Genomic DNA, 18,450 nt, shown 5'->3' with positions numbered 1-18,450 from the left:
TTAATGATGGAGAGGAGATGGAACATGAAAAAGCTTACACTGACCATATTGACAGGTATTTTACTAGCAACACTAGTATTAGGTGGCTGCTCATCTAGTAATACCAGCATCGATGGGCCAGGCAAGATTGTGATCGCTGGACAGTATAAAGAAGGAATCGAACAATATAAAACCTATTATGAGATTTCCCATGAAGGGAAAGAAGTGGAGGTCGTCTCTTTTCAGAGTGATGACCCAGAGCAAGAACGGGAAGATAGCTATACTGCAGTAAAGAGACTCTTAGATGGTGAGAATGCTCCCGATGTGCTCTTTCTAGATGTGGATACGCTATCTCGCTTAGCTGATGATGGTTATCTACAGCCCATTGATACATTAGCAAAGAATAAGAAGTATGATCTAGATAGCTTTATTCCAAGTATTATGGATTACGTAAAGAAAAAGGGTAATGGAACGCTATATGGGATTCCACTCTCTTTTTATAGTAATGCTCTCTTCTATAACAAGGATATGTTTGATGCAGCTGGTATTTCCTATCCTACAGATGATATGAGTTGGGAGGAAGTTTATGATTTAGGGCGCAACTTTAGCGAAGGCGAAGGACTAGACAGTACCTACGGTCTCCACCTTGGCTATAGCTATGAACAATTCGTTTTCCTCCAAGCTGCACAAAGAGGGGTCACCTTCATGAATGATGATATGAAGACGATCTCCATCAATACACCAGAGTGGCGGAGTATTTTTGAGGAAGGAAGAAAAGCGATTGAGGAGGGCATCGCTGCTCCCACCTTTAATTGGGAGGAAGCGATGAAGCAAGGGATTGAACCTGGCCCATTTGCTGATAATCCCTTCCTAGGCGGGAAAGCAGCCATGGCGATTCTGAGCTCTTATGAAGTGAGCTATCTCGATGAGCAGTTCCAATGGGCTGGGGAAGAAGCCAAACCATTTAACTGGGATATTGTTACAATACCAAGACAAGCAGATACTCCTGGTTATGGTGGAATGATGGGGATTAGTGATATTGTTGTAATCAACAAAAATGCATCCAATCTAGATCTTGCATGGGATTTTGTGAGCTATATCACAGGAGATGAATTAACAAAAATTCTATCCAAATCAAATTATGCAACACCTACACGGACGAAATATGTTCAAAAGGAAGGGAAAAATATCAATTATGAGGCACTTTATAAGCTAGAGCCTGTTGACTCTTATTTCCCTATTCCTGAAGAGTTTATGCAAAAATATGATGCTTGGTGGGGCGTTTTAGATCCACTTAGTTCGAATTTGACACCCATAATGGAGGGTAAGACGGATCTAGATAAGGGCTTAGAAGAGACCCATAATAAGATGCAAGAGGCCTTAGATCGAGTTATTGAAGAGCATGAGAAAAAGGCAGAGGAAGAAGGATCCACACAACCTGGATCCTGATCAAGCTGATTCAAGGATTAGAAGAGTCAACCTGTTTCTCCCTCCGAGTAGGATACTTGGAGGGAGAAAATAATTTAATCAACTATGGGAGTGTCATCATGAAAAAGTTAATGCTAACTTTATTAAGTATTGTATTCCTATTCACCGTGGTACTTACCGGCTGCTCTTCAAGCAGTGGAGCGGTAGAAGGACCTGGTGAGATCATCGTTGCAAGTGATTATCCAGATGCCTATCAACAGTATGCAGATTACTATGAAATTTCCCATCAAGAGAAGAAAGTAAACATGGTCGCATACCAAGACCCTAATTCAGAGAATCAAGAAGATCGATATGTTGCAGTTAAAAAATTACTAGATAACGAGAATGCACCAGATGTTTTATTTCTTGAACCAGAAATAATGGAACGCTTAGCTGCTGATGGTTATCTCCAACCGATTGATAGTTTAGCCAAAAATAAAAAGTATAATTTAGATGAGTACGTGCCAGGTGTCATCGATTATCTGAAGAAGAAGGGGAATGGTACACTTTATGGAATCCCGCTCTCCTTTAGCTCAACAGCCCTCTTCTATAATAAGGATATGTTTGATGCAGCTGGCATTCCCTATCCTACCGATAATATGACCTGGGATGAAGTCTATGATCTTGCACGTAATTTTAGTGAAGGCGAAGGTGCAGATCGTACCTATGGATTATCCCTAGGTTATGGATATGAAAATTACCTTTATCTTCAAGCTGCACAACGTGGATTAATGCTTATAGATGATGAGTTAAAGAATGTCTCATTAAACACACCAGAATGGCGTGAAATCTGGGCAAAAGGTCAAGAACTCATTGCTGATGGCATTATTGCACCAACCTTTAATTGGGAAGAAGCGATGGAATCTGGGGTAGAACCTGGTCCATTTGCGGATAATCCATTTATGGGTGGTAAAGCGGCTATGGCATTACTAGATTCGTTTGAAATCAATTTTATCGATGAGCGCTTCCAAATGGAGGATGAGAATGTCCAACCATTTAACTGGGATATTGTCACAGTACCCGTGCAGGCAGATCGTCCTGGTTATGGCGGTATCATCTTTGTTAATAGTGTAATTGCCATCAATAAGAATAGCTCTAACTTAGATTTAGCTTGGGATTTTGTAAGCTATGTATCTGGCGATGAGCTGGCCAAGGTCTTAACGAAGTCCAATTATGATACATCTGCACGAATAAAGTATGTTAAAAAAACTGATAAAGAAATTAACTACGAAGCGCTCTATAAATTGGAGCCTGTTGATACGATCTTACCTATCCCCATGGACTTTCTTTATAACTATGAAGGTGCCTGGGAAGTAATGAGCCCCCTCTCGGACAATTATAATCAAGTGATGGATGGTAAGATCGATGTGGATAAAGGCTTAGAAACTGCACAGAAACAGATGCAAGAAGGTCTAGAACGAGCTCTTGAGCAAAAGGAGAAGCAAACTAACGAAGGTGAAACACCTGAAGATCGTGAAGTACCAGCAGAAACGACACCGTAATGTAGAAGCTTGAAAAGATAAAACATCATGAGGACAATATTCATCCAAAGAGCTGAGGTGCGGTAAATCATGAAGAAGGCAACGCTGTCTGTTCTAAGTCTCATTTTACTATTTTCTGTGGTAGTAGCAGGTTGTTCGTCAAGTAATGAAGTGAATACTTCCAAGGAACCAAGGCAATTGCATATCGCTAGTTATAATGTAGAGTCGTTACAGGAAGAGTATGTGAACTACTACGAATTAACACATAAGAATGTAGAGATTAAAACCAGTGCCTACATGGATCAAGTTAGTAAAGATGATGAGAGACCATTTTATGAGATCATTAAATCGAAACTGGATCAAGAAGATGCTCCGGATGTGATGATTGTGGATTTGGAGACGATGGAGCGTTTGGCACAAGATGGTTATCTCCAGCCAATGGATAGTATAATCAAAGAGAGTAAAAGTAGTCTAAAAGACTTGATTCCTACGGTATTAGATACCTTAAAATTAAAAAGCGATAGCTCATTGTATGGTCTTCCTTTAAGTTTCGGTAGTACTGCACTTTGCTATAACAAAGATTTGTTTGATGCAGCCAATATGCCCTATCCCACTGATAATATGACTTGGGACGAGATCTTTCAGCTCGCTGAGAGCATGAGTAGCGGTGACGGTGAGGAGCGTATCTATGGTCTTGAAGTAGGTGGAGAAGGAAAAGCATTAGAACTCTTAGGCATACAGGCAGCACAAAAAGGTTTAATGCTTGTAGGGGAAGATTTACAAACGGTTACAGTGAATACTCCTGAGTGGAAAGCACTTTGGCAAAAGATCAAGGCATTAAAAGACGCTGATGTGTTCTCTCCTGCTTTTGATTGGGAGGCAGCAATGCAGGAAGGCGTGGAGCCAGAACCATATGCGGATGATCCATTCATGGCTGGTAAAGCGGCGATGTCAATTAAAAGTTCTTTTCAGATCATGAATCTTGATGAATCAATGATGATGATGTTAGGTGTAAAGGAAAGACCATTTAACTGGGATATTGTGACCATCCCTGTTCAAGCTGACCGACCTAATGCAGGTGGGATGATCTATGTGAATGAGATTGTTGTTATTAACAAGAATACGCCAAACTTAGAGACCGCGAAGGATTTTGTGAACTATATTTCCAGTGATGAAGTGGCTAAAGTAAAGGCAGAGAGCAATACGTATGCTTTTATCCCACGTGCAGATTACGTGAAGCAGCAGGGACTAGAACTGAATTACGAAGCCTTCTATAAGCTGGAGCCCATTGAGAATATGAATCCACTGCCAACAGAGTTAACGGAGAAGTATCAAGCTGGGTGGAATCTGATGGATATTTATCAGAAGAATTTTATGCAGATGTACAATGGTGAAGTGGATGGGGATACTGCACTTCAACAGACCCAAGTTCAGTTAGATGAAGCATTACAAAGGATTATTGCTGAGGCGGATGAATCGAAGGACACGAATGATCATAGCACGAAATAGTTTAATCGTTGACGAGCTTGATAAGTCTAGCCAAAGAAAAAGGATGTACCTCCTTCGAGGTACATCCTTAAATTTTTGCAAGTGTTAATCAAATTGGGGACCAGCTAATCGGACAGCTGCTGGAGCATGAGCAAAATGCTTAAAGTTCTCTTGGAACTTATTGGCTAACATACGAGCATATTTGTCATACTCGGATTTATCCTGCCAGGTATTACGAGGTTGTAAAATTTCACTAGGAACATCAGGACATGTTGTAGGAATATGCAGACCAAAGATGGGGTCTGTCTCATAAGCAACATTACGTAGTTTGCCTTGAATAGCCGCACGTACCATTGCTCTTGTATAGGCTAAATTCATCCGTTTGCCCACACCGTATGGACCACCAGTCCATCCTGTATTGACAAGGAAGACTTCTACTTGGTGTTTCTCCATCTTATCCCCGAGCATCTTGGCGTAGATGCTGGGATCAAGGGGAAGGAAGGGAGCACCAAAGCAGGTTGAGAACGTCGCTTGAGGTTCTGTAATGCCTCGTTCCGTCCCTGCCAGCTTGCTCGTATAACCAGACATGAAGTGGTACATAGCCTGTTCTTTCGTTAGGCGTGCAATCGGTGGTAGGACGCCGAATGCATCTGCTGTTAGGAAAAGTATAGCAGTAGGGTGACCTCCAACGCCAGGTATAACACAGTTATCAATATAATTGATGGGGTAGGCAGTCCGTGTATTCTCAGTATAGCGGTTAGAATCATAATCCAATTGACGTGTTACAGGATCCATATCTACATTCTCAAGCACAGATCCAAAGCGAATGGCATTGAAAATTTGTGGTTCTTTCTCCGCTGAAAGTTGGATACACTTTGCATAGCAACCACCTTCAATATTGAAGACCCCTTGTTCTGACCAACCATGTTCATCATCACCAATGAGATGGCGCTCCGGATCAGCAGATAGCGTGGTTTTCCCAGTCCCAGAAAGGCCAAAGAAGAGTGCCACATTGCCATCTTCCCCCATGTTTGCGGAGCAATGCATGGAGAGAACATCACGCTGTGGTAATAGGAAATTCATCACGCTAAAGATTGACTTTTTCATCTCACCTGCATAACTTGTGCCGCCGATGAGGACAATTCGTTGTTCAAAATTAATGATGATAAAGGCTTCAGAGTTGGTTCCGTCTACTTCAGGAATCGCCTTGAAGCCTGGTGCAGCGATAACACTAAACTCGGGTTGGTGTTCAGCTAACTCTTCGGCTGTTGGGCGAATAAACAAGTTATGCACAAAGAGATTTTGCCAAGCAAATTCATTGATTACACGGATGGGGAGACGATAAGTTGTATCAGCCCCGGCATATCCATCAAAAACGTAGAGGTCGCGATTTTGTAGGTAAGCCATAACCCGTTGAAAAAGCTGCTCAAATTTTTCTTGAGTAAATGGCTTATTTACATCACCCCAGGCGATTTTTTCACCTGTAGATGCTTCCTGTACAATAAATTTATCATGAGGTGAACGACCGGTATATTTGCCTGTTGTAGCGAGAAGCGCTCCATTAACAGCTAGAGAAGCTTCTTTGCTAGCTAAAGATTTCTCAATCAGGGCAGAGACAGGAAGATTAAAGGAGACACGACTTGATTCCATCAGGTGTTGCAATGAACGTTCATAAGGATTCATCGAGGGTCAATTCCTTTCTCAACACAGTAATTTTAGTATGGATGGTAGTAAACAACTTTGCTATCGTCTTAATGCAATATAGTATAGCACATTTTGTATCTCAAAAACAGTAAAAAGCGGTAAGGGACATTGAAAATTCATAAATATGCATCAATTGGAATAATGTGATATAGTATATGCTTTTATCCTTTCAATGTGACATACTAATACGAGAACCTATTGGGTATTATACAGCGCTTGTTTGTGATGTAGGAGGATTTTTCATTGCCACAACAGGAAAAGGGGTTATAATGGAGTTGTAAGCTTCATCCGTACACGCAAGGATGGAACAAATAGTGGATTAACGGAGGAAGAACATGGATGGACGAGACTGGAATAAATTTTTAATTCCATATGAACAGGCTGTTGAGGAGTTAAAAGTGAAGTTCCGTAGCATTCGTAAGGAACTGAAGAAGCGCTCAGAGTATTCTCCCATTGAATTTGTTACTGGTAGAGTGAAGCAGGTTTCAAGTATCCTAGAAAAATCCAAGAAATTAGCGATCCCTCTTGATCGTCTTGAAGAAGAGATGGAGGATATAGCAGGTATTCGAATCATGTGCCAATTTGTGGAGGATATTGAACGTGTGGTGAATCATATCCGACAACGGAATGACTTTACCATCGCTTATGAGAAGGATTATGTGAATCATCAGAAGACCAGTGGCTACCGTAGCTATCATATTGTAATTCGCTATCCTCTTCAGACCATCTATGGTGAGAAAGAGATCTTAGCTGAGATTCAGATCCGTACACTGGCGATGAATTTCTGGGCAACAATTGAGCATTCTCTTAATTATAAGTATAAGCAGCAGCTACCTGAACCGATCCAAGAACGGCTTCGTAAAGCAGCAGAGGCAGCCTTCCAGCTTGATCGAGAAATGTCAACGATTCGCGAAGAGATCATGGATGCCCAAATGATGTTTGCCAATAAGTCTGATTTGATGGCGACTACCCTGAATCGGATTCAAGAATTATATGCATCAGGTCATGTTGAAGAAGCCCAAACGATTCAAGAGCAGTTTATGCAATTGTGGGTAGCAGAGGATATGACAGCAATTTATATCCTGTATCAACATCTTAACCAACGAATCGAAGAGATTAAGCAAATATAAGCGATTCTCCGTCTTGAGTCGGAGCAGATTATAACCTTGCGACCGTTTAAAAATGCGGTCGTTTTTTTTATGCTAGGAATAGCAAGGAAGATAGGATGGAATCAGAGAATAAAGTCAGAGAGGAAAGAAAGAAGATAATGAAAGGAGCGGGAACATGTTTAAGATATTCTTGGGGTTCGGTATTCTTTTACTTGGAATAATATTACTACTTTCCAATTTAGACATCATTGCCGTAGATCTTAGTTTGGGGTCACTGTTTGCTACCTATTGGCCCATGTTGATTATTGTTTGGGGTTTTACAGAAGTGATTTATGGTCTACCGCGGTTCATTGGCGGGTTGAAGCGGAGACAACGGGGAAGCGCTCAACGTTTGATCTGGGGATTACTCATCGCATCTGTTGGTATCATCCTTCAAGGCAATCGTCTCGGTATTTTTCATGTGAGCTGGGGAGACTTCTGGAGCTGGGTTTGGCCATTACTTTTGATTTATATCGGTTATTTGATCATCTTCGCAGGGGGTCCTCGGGTTATTTATGTTAATAATCGGAAAAGGGCTGAAAGAGTTAGAAGGGATGGTGAGTTTATTCAGAAGGATCACCGCTTGATAGGGGATATTAATCTGGGTGGATCATCATGGCAGCTACAAGATATGAATCAATGGGTGGGTATCGGTGATATTGACCTGGATTTGAGCCGTGCCGTGCTATCAGAGGGAGAGACCAATATTGAGCTCTCAGGTTGGATCGGCGATGTCAATGTTTGGGTTCCAAGTGACATGGCAATTAAAGTCAATGCCAATATTCAAATTGGCGATGCCATCATCTTCCATCATGCCCAGGAAGGAGTCTTGCGAAATTTTTCATACATCAGTGAAGGATATGAAGAAGCAGATAAGAAGATCAATTTGGACATCTCCTTCTTTATTGGTGATGTGAAAGTTCGGTGGGTGGATTAAAATGTTGAAACGCTTGCAAGGAGTCCAATGGAATATTCTGCGTGTTAGTCTCTATTCAGCGATGATCGCACTCTTATTATGGCTCCTCTTTATGCTAGCGGGCTTGTTTTTAATCATGGATGAGCCGTCGGATTGGTCACAGCTTAAAGACCTGTTTGTCGAGTTGGGATTCCATGCTGGACCAAGCCTGATTTGGCTGATTCTTAGTATGCTCATCGCCATTCTCCTTACACTCCGCTATATTGGTTACCCCTGTGGAAAGCTGTTGAAAAATCGCTTGCTCTCCCTCATCGATGCCACACGGGCGGTATCGATGGGACGTTTGAATAAGCGGGTTCATAGTGAAGGATCCGATGAAATTGCTGAATTGGCCCGCCAGTTCAATGAGGTCGCTAAACGTACTGAACAGCATGTTGCTTCATTACAGAGATTAGTTGATGAAAATGTATATCTTCTTGATCAGTCGAAACAAGCTGCAGTATTGGATGAACGTCGGAAGCTAGCACGGGATCTTCATGATGCTGTAAGTCAACAGCTTTTTGCCACATCGATGATGTTGACAGCAATTCTCCGTCAATTTGAGACGCATCCTGATGAAACGAAAGCACAGTTATACCAAATTGAGAGAATGATTCATCATGCGCAGCAGGAATTGCGAGCATTGCTCATGCATCTTCGACCGATTCAGCTTGCTGACGGAACATTACAAGAAGGATTGCAGCAGCTTTTTGTAGAGCTTGCACAGAAACATCCCAATATCACTTGGGATTGGACGATTGAAGAGAATGTTAAGCTTAGTAGAGGTGTGGAAGAACAGATTTTTCGTGTGACTCAAGAAGCTATCGCCAATCTATTACGTCATTCTCAAGCGACGAAAGCAGTTTTTAAGATGGAGTGCAAGGGTCACCGTCTTAAGATCTATATCGAGGATAATGGTGTTGGATTTCAGCCTAATCAAACGAAGCAAACGTCGTATGGGCTTTTGATGATGCAGGAGCGGATTACTGAGATTGGGGGTAAGTTAAATATTCTTACCTTCCCTAACAAGGGTACGAAGCTGGATATTACTGTTCCTATCCAGCGAAAGGAGGAGAATAAGGATGGCGGAGTCGATTCGAATATTGATCGTGGATGATCACGAAATGGTAAGGATGGGTCTCCATACTTTTCTTATGACCGAAGAGGGGTTGGAGGTAGTAGGAGAAGCGAAGGATGGTAAGGAAGCATTTGAACTAGTTCGGGAATTACTGCCAGATGTGGTACTTATGGATCTGGTCATGGATGGACAGAATGGAATTGAAGCGACGGCGAAGATTCATCAATGGGTACAAGCACAAAACCAGAATATCCGTGTTTTGGTACTTACTAGCTACTTAGATCATGAAATGATCATTCCGGTATTGGAGGCGGGAGCTTCAGGTTATATTCTGAAAACCAGTAGTGCACAAGAGATCGCTAGAGCGATACGGCGATGCTATGGTGGCGAATCGGTTATCGAGGGACAGGTCGCTACCATGATGCTACAGCATATGAGAAATGCTCATCCCAAGCATGAACAACTCACACAACGCGAGCTCGAAGTATTAGGTCTATTAGGCCAAGGGAAGAACAATAAAGAAATTGGTGAAATACTTCACATTGGATTAAAAACGGTGAAAACACATGTGAGTAATATTCTTGCTAAATTGGAGCTGGAGGATCGTACCAACGCGGCCATTTATGCTAACAAACATAACTTAGTGTAGGGGCAAGACAAGATCCGAGGAATGAGGTAAAATAGATCAGATGCTCTCGTATTGGGTAGCGTGATGGAAAGGAGTACATCTATGAAGTACAGCAAATATATACTTAGCCTCTCTGTGCTCCTACTCGCTGTGACTACAGCCTGCCAAGGTGGAGCCAAGAATCCACAGCCAGCAGCACCAGAGGAGAATGAGATCATCGAGGAAGCTCCATCGGAAAAACCCGTAGAAGAGTTATTGGATCAAGCTACTTCACTCTATGCTAATGACTTAACCTCTTCTTCTATACAAGAAGCTCATTTTACCATTGAGCGGGGAGCACAAGATATTTATCCACTATTGACCCGTTGGTACCAGCTGGAGTATGACTTGTGGGTAAAGGGAGTGGAACATATCAATGCTTATACGAAGGATGGAGCACTGATTAAACCTCAACCAGGAAATCAGTTCTGGATGCTTCATGTTGCTTTTCTCAATCGCAGTCCAGAACCGGCACCTTTCTTTTGGAATATCGGGCTAGAGATGAAAAATGAACTCGCTGTGGTTATTAATGGAAAGACTGAAGATGTTGCAGAAGATGCCGCGGAAGATGAGGAAATTCTCACCTTCGATGCCCAGACCATTTTATTTAAACCTCAGATGGAACTTCCCATTGAAGAAGAAGAAAAGTATCAAGGATATGCACTTCCCAATGAGATGATGAATGCCTATGTCATATATGAAGTTCCATCTCGGTATACTTATCGAGATGTTTACGCTTTACAAGGAAAGTTGACTACCCAAACCTTTGAAAATCGTGAGCTCACTTTATTTGCGACCGTGTTTGATGAGATCCCTAATCATCAAGATTGGCTAGTGGTCAACGGTGCCCTATATATTCAAGGTGATCATGTTGTTTCACCAGAATATATGCAGGCTGCCATTCGTGGAGAAAGTGTGATGAGTATGGTGAAGGAGCAGGTCCCTTCCGACACACCACTAACGAAAGTAAAGAATGGTGACGCTTCGGTGTTGCCTGTTGGTGCAAAGGTTTATCCCCTATCCAACTCCATGGTGCTGAATGCCCTCTATTCTGCCGTGGTCGTACAAGTGGGTGAGGATGAATGGCACTATTATTATCGACCACCTGCGCAGATGTTAGATGAGGCATTACTTCGCGAAGACCCAGCCGCCATTGTAAACACACAATGTATCACTTGCCATGCTGTGGAAGGTCGTACCCCACGTTTTATGATTGAGGGCTTGGATGAACTGAGTGATGAGGAGATACTGAATCAAATCCGCAATGGATCAAAAGGAATGCCCTCCTTTGAACAATATATTTCCGAGGAAGGACTCAATAATCTAGTGCAGTATTTACGTGAGTTGAAGAAATAGAGAAAGAAGGAAGATGTGATGATGATTAACTGGCAACAAGAAGTGGAAAATCGAAAGGAGGAACTCTTTAGTAAATTGAAGGAGTTCTTAAGTATCCGTAGCGTTGAAGAGGAGGCGAGTAAGGAGGAGGGAGCTCCTTTTGGTAAAGGTGTTGCGCAAGCTCTTCAATTCATTCTTGATGAGTCAAAGGCTGCAGGCTTTAAAACCAAAAATCTAGATGGCTTTGCAGGTCACGCTGAGATGGGAGAAGGAGAAGAGTTGATTGGCATCCTCTGTCATGTAGATGTTGTACCTGAAGGTACAGGCTGGACAACTCCGCCATATCAACCAACCATTCGCAATGGTCGTATCTATGCAAGGGGAGCGGTTGACGACAAAGGGCCAACCATGGCTGCACTTTTTGCCGCCCGTATCGTTAAAGATCTAGGTCTTCCTCTCAATCGCCGTGTTCGCTTAATCTTCGGTGCTAATGAAGAAACCGGCTGGAAATGTGTAGAACACTATTTTGCCCATGAGGAAATGCCTACTTTAGGTTTTGCTCCTGACGCTGACTTTCCCATCATTTATGCAGAGAAGGGGATTATGGGTATTCGTATTCATCTCCCAATCGCTACTGACCATGGAAAAAATGTAGGGAAGCAAAACGAGTCGCAGATCCTTCTATCCCGCTTTCAGGCAGGATATCGAAGCAATATGGTGCCGGAGACGGCCATGGCTGAACTACACGGATCCGCAGGTCAGTTGAAAGAGGTAGAAGAGGGATTCCTACACTACTGTAAACAGTTCCAATTAGAAGGACATGCCAAGCTCACAGGGGAGCAGATCAATCTTCAATTGGAAGGGAAGGCTGCCCATGGCAGTATGCCTGAATTGGGTATCAATGCAGGGGTGATGCTGATTCACTTCTTAAAAGGCTTGAATATTGACGATGAGGCCAGCCGTTGGGTGAACTTAATCGATCAATTCTTTTATGAGGATACGAAGGGTGCGAAGCTCGGTGTAGCTAGGGAAGATGAAATTTCTGGTGCACTCACAAATAATGCTGGCGTTCTCTCCTATGAGCAAGGAGGTAAGAATGAAGTACAGCTCAATCTCCGTTATCCTGTCTCCTATCAAGGGGGGCCAATTTTCCAACAGGTGCAAGAAGTATTGCAGGCTGCAGGGGCTGAAGTGGAGCTCCTTTCAGATCAAGCACCGCATCATGTCAACGAGGATGATGAATTGGTCACTACGCTACAACGGGTTTATGAAGAACAGACTGGTCAACCAGCGAAGTTGATCGCCATTGGTGGCGGTACATATGCCCGTGTATTGAAACGGGGAGTTGCATATGGTCCGGTCTTTCCTGGACGGGAGGATGTAGCTCATCAGCGCGATGAATATATTGAAATTGATGATCTACTTCGCGCCACAGCCATTTATGCCCAAGCCATCTATGAGCTAGCTAAATAGTAAAGCGATTTATCCAACAGGTTCATCAATTTGAGAATAGAAAAACCAGCAAGGCAACCATGAGTTGTCTTGCTGGTTTTAAATTCCTGAAGATTAAGGACGAACCATGATATGAGTGGTAACGGGACGTTCTTTCCCCTCAGAAGGTCGATTGATGATTTTATTATTATAAACCATGGTGGTTGAGCCACCACCATCTAGATTATATGCATCGATACAGCCGATTTGCTGAAGGAAGGATTGTGTTTCTTCAAGGGTGATCCCTTTACTCCAATTGGATTGGCGACCATCAATGACGAGAAAAAGCACATCACCATTTTTTAGAACGCCCATAATGGTACGAGGCTGTCGCCGGTTCTGCCAGCTTCTTGGTATTTCCTGCTTCTTACCATCCTTGAGTAAGACAGGAAGGAAGCTGACACCATTATGCGGTTGGTCCTGCTTGAAGGCATCGAAGGATTCATAGTAGCCCCCTACAAGCTTTCCATGGGGGTCAAAACCAGCAAAGAATAGTTCCGAATAACTTGGCATAAAGGAGCCGATCAGTTCGCCATTCACCATGGTATTGCCCAGTGGGTAGTATACAGTCCTACCATGATCCCGTGCAGGATAGAAGCCGCCTCCATTAATGGCTAGAATCGCTTTGTTTCGCTTGGCTGCACTGCTTGTGGTCTCACGAGTTCCACGACCATCCTTCGCAGTGGATACATAGAAGGCATTTCCTTTATAGGCCTTGACCTTGGCCAGGTAACCGCGATACTGGTTACGATGGACAGGATAGATTTTGATATCGGCAGTTTCTGAATGGTGTGTATATGTAGGCCCTGAGCCGATTGCTCGAGCGAAATTCTGTTCGTATAACAGCTTGCCAAGGTAAGGAAGGGAAGCGGTCTGTTTTTGACTTTTGACAATCAAGGTATCCAAAGCTGCTTTTTGTGCTTCAAAGTCGCCCTTTTCACTGTTGGCCTGCTGAGAAAAGGAGTCCAATGATTGTTGAATGGAATGAATGGCAGTCTCCATTTCATTCATTTGCTGCTCTAGAGGAGCAACAGGAAGCTTTGCGCTAGAAAGATCTAATGCCAGCATCTCTTGTCCATCAAAACCCACGATTAAGACGATCCCAAGGATGGGAGCGATTAAGAGCAGCAAGAAAGCATTAAGAATGGGGAGTAATGAGCGCATCTTTCTTCAATTGCTCCAATGCTTTTTGTAATTTGGTCAGCTGTTGATCGAGCTGAGCAATTTTCTGATTTAAGGATTCCCGAACCTGTGCATTGTGGGAAAGTGTTTCGTCTGCCGTGGCAAGAGATTTACTGATGGATGCAAGATTATCTTGCAGTTGACTGAACTGTGTTGTTAGCTGAGTGATCTTTTCTTCATTAACTTGCTTCGCTTCATCAAGATTATGCTGCAGTTGGTTTAAGTGGGTCTGCGTCTCCTGTTTAAATTGATAAGCAGAGTATAAGCCTAGAAAGAAGAGCCCGCTCCAAACGACGCATAATAGGGCGATAATTGTGATTGTATACCGTTTTTGATTGGTTGATGTTTTTCTTTGTTTGCGCAGATCTTTTCGAGTCTGCTCTAGCGATTCTGCTTTCGCATCTTCACGGGGTGTTTCTAACATTATTACTCTCACTCCTCTAACCCAAAACCGATTCTACTGAATCAGGTCATCTAGAATCATTTTATAATTTTAAAAAATTGGCATTCCCACCCCAGGGCATAAAGGGGATGTGTTCTTCCATCTCCCCCATGGATAAGGGCTTCCATACGTCTAAAAAGGATTCCCAATCTAGCGTAGGCCAGCCTTTCCCTTGTAATAAAAATTTGAACCGAGTTCCATTACTATCTAAATCAAAAAGTGAACGAACCTTTGGAAGCTCGAAATCAACCTTAAGATCATAGAGTGCTTCCTGTTGCATGGCTGCATATATTTCTCCGATCCCCTGTTGAAGGAGGAAGGAAGCTTGCGTTGTATATGCGATGCTTTGGAGGTTCGCTCGGCTGCCAGCATCAATTAGTTGCGTAAAATTAACGTCACTTGTTAGATCACGATAGCCCACTCGTTGAAGCGGGTCGGTATAAAGGCGATGCGCTTCATAACAACGGATGCTATATTGTGGCGGATAGAGCTTTGAATCTAATAAATTTTCTACCACATCACCATAGTCAATACTTAGAATCCAACCTTGAGAAAGACTCTGCGCCATGGTGGTTAGCATCTTTTCAGCATCGAGGCTGATACAGAAGCGTCGTTCATTAGGCTGCGAATGGATATTCCACTCATGTAATCGTTGAGATAATGGCGGGGGCAGTGCTTTTTTGATCCAGCGGAAATTCTCATCATCGTCAGCGATACCCACATACAGTTCATAGGGCTCTCCACCTTCCCACGAAACGAGATGGGTGGGCAGGGCATCAAAGAGCTCATTACTCAAAATAATCCCTGAAATCGGATCGTCCATTAGGGAATCCCAGCTATCCAACCATGAGATCTGGATCGCTTCGTTTTCATAGGGAAGAAGCTTCTCCATCTGCTTCTTGCGATGATGCTGACTCTTCTCGATCAGCGTGTATCGTAAGGGTAAATGTTTAGATTCCTTACCTTCTAGCCATGCAGACAAAATAGCTGCAGCCAGTTCACCTTCACCTGCACCTACTTCAACGATAGTAAATGGGATAGCAGGATGAAGAATGCGATGAAAAATGGAGGATAATTGCAGGACCCCATTTGCTAACAATTGATTAAATAAAGGATGGGCGTGTGGACTGGTCATGAAGTCGCCTTGTACGCCAACTTTGGTACGTGACTGCTGGTAGTATCCTTCTTCTTCAGCATAGAGGACCATATTCATGAAGTCTCGGAAGGATATAGCGTTTTCGCTAAGAATAGCCTGCTGTAGATGTGAGAAGAGTGGTGGGTAGTGTTCCATCTATCATTACCTCCATCTTAATTTGACGTGCTTGCCCTATATATTGTTACGCTCTAAATCCAATGATACAATATTCCAAACAGGATGAATAAGCTTTAAGCAGCATCTACTTGAGATGGATAAGCAAAGTATTAATCGGATGGAGAAAGAGGTGAAGAGAATGATTCAACCTGTATTAAGCATGACAGATTGGGAGAACTTACTAGAACGGTCTCATCAATATCCTATCTTCTTTCTTAAACACAGCACACAATGTCCCATCAGTGCTAAAGCCCATGCTCAATTTCTTCAAAGTCGTGAAGAGATGACCGATCAATCGATTGGCTTTTTTATGGTGAAGGTCATTGAAGATCGGCCTGTGTCACTTGCTATTGCTGATGCTACTGGAATTCAACATGCTTCCCCTCAAGTGATGCTGATCAAGAATGGCATGGTCAAATGGCATGCTTCCCATTTTGAGATTACAGTCGCCAATATGCTAGAGGCCTATGAAAAAGAGTTATAAGTGCTGCAATAACGTGATGACAAGTCAATACCACTATGACAAGGAATGCCTTCTTGGTTTATACTTGTGAAGAGAGATTTTTAGTCGGGAGGGAATTACATATGGATCAAGGGATGAAAGATCTATTTCGGCGATTAACGGAAGCGCCAGGTGCTGCTGGGTTTGAAGACCCAGTTCGCCAGATTATGCGTGAAGAATTATCAAAATATACCCATGAGATTGTTACTGATCACCTTGGAAGTATTTTTGGTGTGCGTCGTGACCAGTCAGATGGACCTACTGTGATGGTAGCAGGACACATGGATGAAGTAGGCTTCATGGTCACCAGAATCGATGATCATGGCTTTATTCGTTTTCAAGCCTTAGGAGGCTGGTGGGAGCAGGTTTTACTCGCCCAACGTGTTCAACTGGTGACTAAAAAAGGAATTATTGAAGGGGTAATCGGCTCGATTCCTCCTCATAATCTTTCACCAGAGGCAAGACAAAAGCCAATGGAAATGAAGAATATGTTTATTGATGTGGGTGCAGATAGTCGTGAGGAAGCAGAGCAGGCTGGAATTATGCCTGGTACGCCTGTGGTTCCAATCTGTCCATTTACACCCATGGTCAATCCTAAAAAATTGATGGCCAAAGCATGGGATAATCGATATGGCTGTGGTTTGGCTATTCAATTGCTCCGCGATATACAGAATGAAACCCTCCCTAACGTCTTATATGCAGGGGCAAATGTCCAAGAAGAAGTAGGCTTACGTGGAGCTGCAACAGCAGCAAATATGATTCAACCAGACATCTTCTTTGCATTAGATGCAAGTGCTGCAGGCGATATCCCTGGCGGGGGTCCTGAAGCCTTTGGAAAATTAGGCGATGGCGTTCTTCTACGGATTTACGATCGTACCATGGTAACCCATCCGCGCCTTCGCGATTTTGTCCTTGATACTGCAGAAAGTAACAATATTCCTTATCAATTCTTTATTTCCCAAGGTGGAACCGATGCAGGTCGTATTCATACATCTGGTATGGGTGTGCCTTCCACGGTCATCGGGATCTGTTCACGCTATATTCATAGCCATGCTTCAATCATTCATACCGATGACTATGATGCAGCCGCAGCATTACTTGTTCAACTTGTTAAGGCGATGGATCGCACTACTGTGGAAACCATCCGTGCTTATTAATTGATTATCACTTTTGAACTCCTATCAACCAGCACTACTGTCCAAACTATTTATCGACTTCCAACAATTCAAGGAGGAAACTTCCCTTACTTAGTAGGGAAGCCCTCTTTAGGTTGAAACTTAATGTAGCTACCCCTGCCGCTGTTGGTAGGGATAGTTACATCATAAAATTATACGAGAGATAGATTGGCATATTTTGTGCTTGCAATGGCAAAGGAACATGTGGTACTATGAATTTTGCTTGAGACAGTTTGATGTTAGCTTGGATATTTTCTTCAAAAAAGTTGTTGACTTAAATGCTTTTCATGTGATAAGATATCTCTTGTCGTCAAACGACACGGAATACTAAATGGGTAGTAGCCAAGCGGTAAGGCAACGGACTTTGACTCCGTCATGCGTTGGTTCGAATCCAGCCTACCCAGCCATTTGGGTCATTAGCTCAGCTGGTAGAGCACCTGACTCTTAATCAGGGTGTCACAGGTTCGAACCCTGTATGACCCACCATATTTTCAATGCGAACACCTTGATAAGGTGAACCTATTTACGAGCCATTAGCTCAGTTGGTAGAGCACCTGACTTTTAATCAGGGTGTCACAGGTTCAAATCCTGTATGGCTCACCATTATCTAAATATGCGGGTGTGGCGGAATTGGCAGACGCACTAGACTTAGGATCTAGCGCCTCACGGCGTGGGGGTTCGACTCCCTTCACCCGCACCATACTTGCGCCCTTAGCTCAGCTGGATAGAGCGTTTGACTACGAATCAAAAGGTCGGGAGTTCGAATCTCTCAGGGCGCGCCATCTTTTAAAATTGTTTCACACTAAGAATCATCGGCTAAAGTCGCAACATCCTGTTGCAACACCGATGAAAACTACAGAGCATTACCAACAGGTTTTTATGCTCTGTGAGCAATATATCATTTCTTTTATCGTAGTGCGACACCGCAACCTCCGGTTGCAGGAGCGCGAGATAAATAAATGATATATGCGAACCGTCGTTCTTTGAAAACTGAACAATGGAAAAGAAGCGGACCAGTTGATTTATTTTGAGCAATCAAGCTCA

Annotated in this window: 15 protein-coding genes and 5 tRNA genes; 16 read left to right on the top strand and 4 right to left on the bottom strand. The window is 43.1% G+C overall.

The genetic code is table 11. From position 1 onward, the window contains the following. The first annotated feature begins 24 nt into the window (after positions 1 to 24). From BN1691_RS05390 to BN1691_RS05380, 3 genes are all read left to right on the top strand, one after another. The gene (locus tag BN1691_RS05390; RefSeq protein ID WP_048601227.1) at positions 25 to 1,428 is read left to right on the top strand and encodes an ABC transporter substrate-binding protein; all 1,404 of its coding nucleotides are present in this window, start codon (positions 25 to 27) and stop codon (positions 1,426 to 1,428) included. Between the two features lie 98 nt (positions 1,429 to 1,526). Beyond that, positions 1,527 to 2,948, top strand: coding sequence for an ABC transporter substrate-binding protein (locus tag BN1691_RS05385; RefSeq protein WP_048601226.1), 1,422 nt, complete (start codon positions 1,527 to 1,529; stop codon positions 2,946 to 2,948). A gap of 69 nt (positions 2,949 to 3,017) precedes the next feature. Then, positions 3,018 to 4,436 carry an ABC transporter substrate-binding protein gene (locus BN1691_RS05380; RefSeq protein WP_048601225.1) on the top strand — a complete coding sequence of 473 codons (1,419 nt, stop codon included), beginning with the start codon at positions 3,018 to 3,020 and terminating at the stop codon, positions 4,434 to 4,436. Positions 4,437 to 4,520: 84 nt separating this feature from the next. On the opposite strand, the gene pckA is transcribed toward BN1691_RS05380, so the two are convergent. After that, positions 4,521 to 6,098 (bottom strand): phosphoenolpyruvate carboxykinase (ATP), encoded by a 1,578-nt coding sequence (gene pckA / locus BN1691_RS05375; protein WP_048601224.1) that lies wholly within the window; start codon positions 6,096 to 6,098, stop codon positions 4,521 to 4,523. Between the two features lie 356 nt (positions 6,099 to 6,454). On the opposite strand from pckA, the gene BN1691_RS05370 reads away from it, so the two are divergent. The 6 genes from BN1691_RS05370 (at position 6,455) to pepV (ending at position 12,775) form a co-directional block, all read left to right on the top strand. Beyond that, positions 6,455 to 7,249, top strand: a complete 795-nt coding sequence (locus BN1691_RS05370; RefSeq protein WP_048601223.1) for a GTP diphosphokinase — start codon at positions 6,455 to 6,457, stop codon at positions 7,247 to 7,249. A 154-nt stretch (positions 7,250 to 7,403) separates the two neighbouring features. Beyond that, positions 7,404 to 8,204, top strand: coding sequence for a cell wall-active antibiotics response protein LiaF (liaF, locus tag BN1691_RS05365; RefSeq protein ID WP_048601222.1), 801 nt, complete (start codon positions 7,404 to 7,406; stop codon positions 8,202 to 8,204). Position 8,205: 1 nt separating this feature from the next. After that, entirely contained in the window at positions 8,206 to 9,339 is a 1,134-nt protein-coding gene (locus tag BN1691_RS05360; protein ID WP_048601221.1) for a HAMP domain-containing sensor histidine kinase, read from the top strand. Then, positions 9,305 to 9,949, top strand: coding sequence for a response regulator transcription factor (locus BN1691_RS05355; RefSeq protein ID WP_048601220.1), 645 nt, complete (start codon positions 9,305 to 9,307; stop codon positions 9,947 to 9,949). Before BN1691_RS05360 ends, BN1691_RS05355 begins: the two co-directional genes overlap by 35 nt. A gap of 81 nt (positions 9,950 to 10,030) precedes the next feature. Further along, positions 10,031 to 11,323: a c-type cytochrome gene (locus tag BN1691_RS05350; RefSeq protein WP_048601219.1), complete on the top strand. Its 1,293-nt coding sequence runs from the start codon at positions 10,031 to 10,033 to the stop codon at positions 11,321 to 11,323. A gap of 15 nt (positions 11,324 to 11,338) precedes the next feature. Beyond that, complete coding sequence (gene pepV, locus BN1691_RS05345; RefSeq protein WP_147545681.1) at positions 11,339 to 12,775, top strand: dipeptidase PepV; 1,437 nt, start codon at positions 11,339 to 11,341, stop codon at positions 12,773 to 12,775. Between the two features lie 93 nt (positions 12,776 to 12,868). On the opposite strand, the gene BN1691_RS05340 is transcribed toward pepV, so the two are convergent. The 3 genes from BN1691_RS05340 to BN1691_RS05330 all read right to left on the bottom strand — a co-directional run bounded on the left by BN1691_RS05340 (position 12,869) and on the right by BN1691_RS05330 (position 15,708). Then, complete coding sequence (locus tag BN1691_RS05340) at positions 12,869 to 13,957, bottom strand: phosphodiester glycosidase family protein (protein ID WP_048601217.1); 1,089 nt, start codon at positions 13,955 to 13,957, stop codon at positions 12,869 to 12,871. Beyond that, positions 13,932 to 14,399 (bottom strand): hypothetical protein, encoded by a 468-nt coding sequence (locus BN1691_RS05335; protein WP_048601216.1) that lies wholly within the window; start codon positions 14,397 to 14,399, stop codon positions 13,932 to 13,934. The genes BN1691_RS05340 and BN1691_RS05335 overlap by 26 nt, the downstream gene beginning before the upstream one ends. A 61-nt stretch (positions 14,400 to 14,460) precedes the next feature. Next, positions 14,461 to 15,708, bottom strand: a complete 1,248-nt coding sequence (locus tag BN1691_RS05330; RefSeq protein ID WP_048601215.1) for a class I SAM-dependent methyltransferase — start codon at positions 15,706 to 15,708, stop codon at positions 14,461 to 14,463. Between the two features lie 115 nt (positions 15,709 to 15,823). On the opposite strand from BN1691_RS05330, the gene ytxJ reads away from it, so the two are divergent. The 7 genes from ytxJ to BN1691_RS05295 all read left to right on the top strand — a co-directional run bounded on the left by ytxJ (position 15,824) and on the right by BN1691_RS05295 (position 18,188). Further along, the gene (gene ytxJ / locus BN1691_RS05325) at positions 15,824 to 16,213 is read left to right on the top strand and encodes a bacillithiol system redox-active protein YtxJ (RefSeq protein WP_048601214.1); all 390 of its coding nucleotides are present in this window, start codon (positions 15,824 to 15,826) and stop codon (positions 16,211 to 16,213) included. Positions 16,214 to 16,314: 101 nt separating this feature from the next. Further along, complete coding sequence (locus BN1691_RS05320; protein ID WP_048601213.1) at positions 16,315 to 17,388, top strand: M42 family metallopeptidase; 1,074 nt, start codon at positions 16,315 to 16,317, stop codon at positions 17,386 to 17,388. A 350-nt stretch (positions 17,389 to 17,738) separates the two neighbouring features. Beyond that, positions 17,739 to 17,813: transfer RNA gene (locus BN1691_RS05315), tRNA-Gln, on the top strand. A 3-nt stretch (positions 17,814 to 17,816) separates the two neighbouring features. Beyond that, a tRNA-Lys gene (locus tag BN1691_RS05310) sits at positions 17,817 to 17,892 on the top strand. 41 nt (positions 17,893 to 17,933) lie between these two features. Next, positions 17,934 to 18,009 (top strand) — tRNA-Lys (locus tag BN1691_RS05305). 12 nt (positions 18,010 to 18,021) lie between these two features. Next, positions 18,022 to 18,106, top strand: a tRNA-Leu gene (locus tag BN1691_RS05300). A gap of 5 nt (positions 18,107 to 18,111) precedes the next feature. Beyond that, a tRNA-Arg gene (locus tag BN1691_RS05295) sits at positions 18,112 to 18,188 on the top strand. Positions 18,189 to 18,450 lie beyond the last annotated feature (262 nt).

This window comes from Rubeoparvulum massiliense, from assembly GCF_001049895.1.
Lineage (GTDB): Bacteria > Bacillota > Bacilli > Rubeoparvulales > Rubeoparvulaceae > Rubeoparvulum > Rubeoparvulum massiliense.
The sequence above is the reverse complement of the archived record's forward strand: the minus strand, read 5'-3'. Positions and strand labels throughout refer to the sequence as shown.

Coding starts and splice junctions, on each gene's coding strand:
- liaF (WP_048601222.1), top strand. CDS start 7,404: ATGTTTAAGATATTCTTGGGGTTCGGTATTCTTTTACTTGGAATAATA.
- BN1691_RS05355 (WP_048601220.1), top strand. CDS start 9,305: ATGGCGGAGTCGATTCGAATATTGATCGTGGATGATCACGAAATGGTA.
- BN1691_RS05360 (WP_048601221.1), top strand. CDS start 8,206: ATGTTGAAACGCTTGCAAGGAGTCCAATGGAATATTCTGCGTGTTAGT.
- pckA (WP_048601224.1), bottom strand. CDS start 6,098: ATGAATCCTTATGAACGTTCATTGCAACACCTGATGGAATCAAGTCGT.
- ytxJ (WP_048601214.1), top strand. CDS start 15,824: ATGGATAAGCAAAGTATTAATCGGATGGAGAAAGAGGTGAAGAGAATG.
- BN1691_RS05380 (WP_048601225.1), top strand. CDS start 3,018: ATGAAGAAGGCAACGCTGTCTGTTCTAAGTCTCATTTTACTATTTTCT.
- BN1691_RS05385 (WP_048601226.1), top strand. CDS start 1,527: ATGAAAAAGTTAATGCTAACTTTATTAAGTATTGTATTCCTATTCACC.
- BN1691_RS05390 (WP_048601227.1), top strand. CDS start 25: ATGAAAAAGCTTACACTGACCATATTGACAGGTATTTTACTAGCAACA.
- BN1691_RS05335 (WP_048601216.1), bottom strand. CDS start 14,399: ATGTTAGAAACACCCCGTGAAGATGCGAAAGCAGAATCGCTAGAGCAG.
- BN1691_RS05370 (WP_048601223.1), top strand. CDS start 6,455: ATGGATGGACGAGACTGGAATAAATTTTTAATTCCATATGAACAGGCT.
- BN1691_RS05350 (WP_048601219.1), top strand. CDS start 10,031: ATGAAGTACAGCAAATATATACTTAGCCTCTCTGTGCTCCTACTCGCT.
- BN1691_RS05320 (WP_048601213.1), top strand. CDS start 16,315: ATGGATCAAGGGATGAAAGATCTATTTCGGCGATTAACGGAAGCGCCA.
- BN1691_RS05330 (WP_048601215.1), bottom strand. CDS start 15,708: ATGGAACACTACCCACCACTCTTCTCACATCTACAGCAGGCTATTCTT.
- BN1691_RS05340 (WP_048601217.1), bottom strand. CDS start 13,957: ATGCGCTCATTACTCCCCATTCTTAATGCTTTCTTGCTGCTCTTAATC.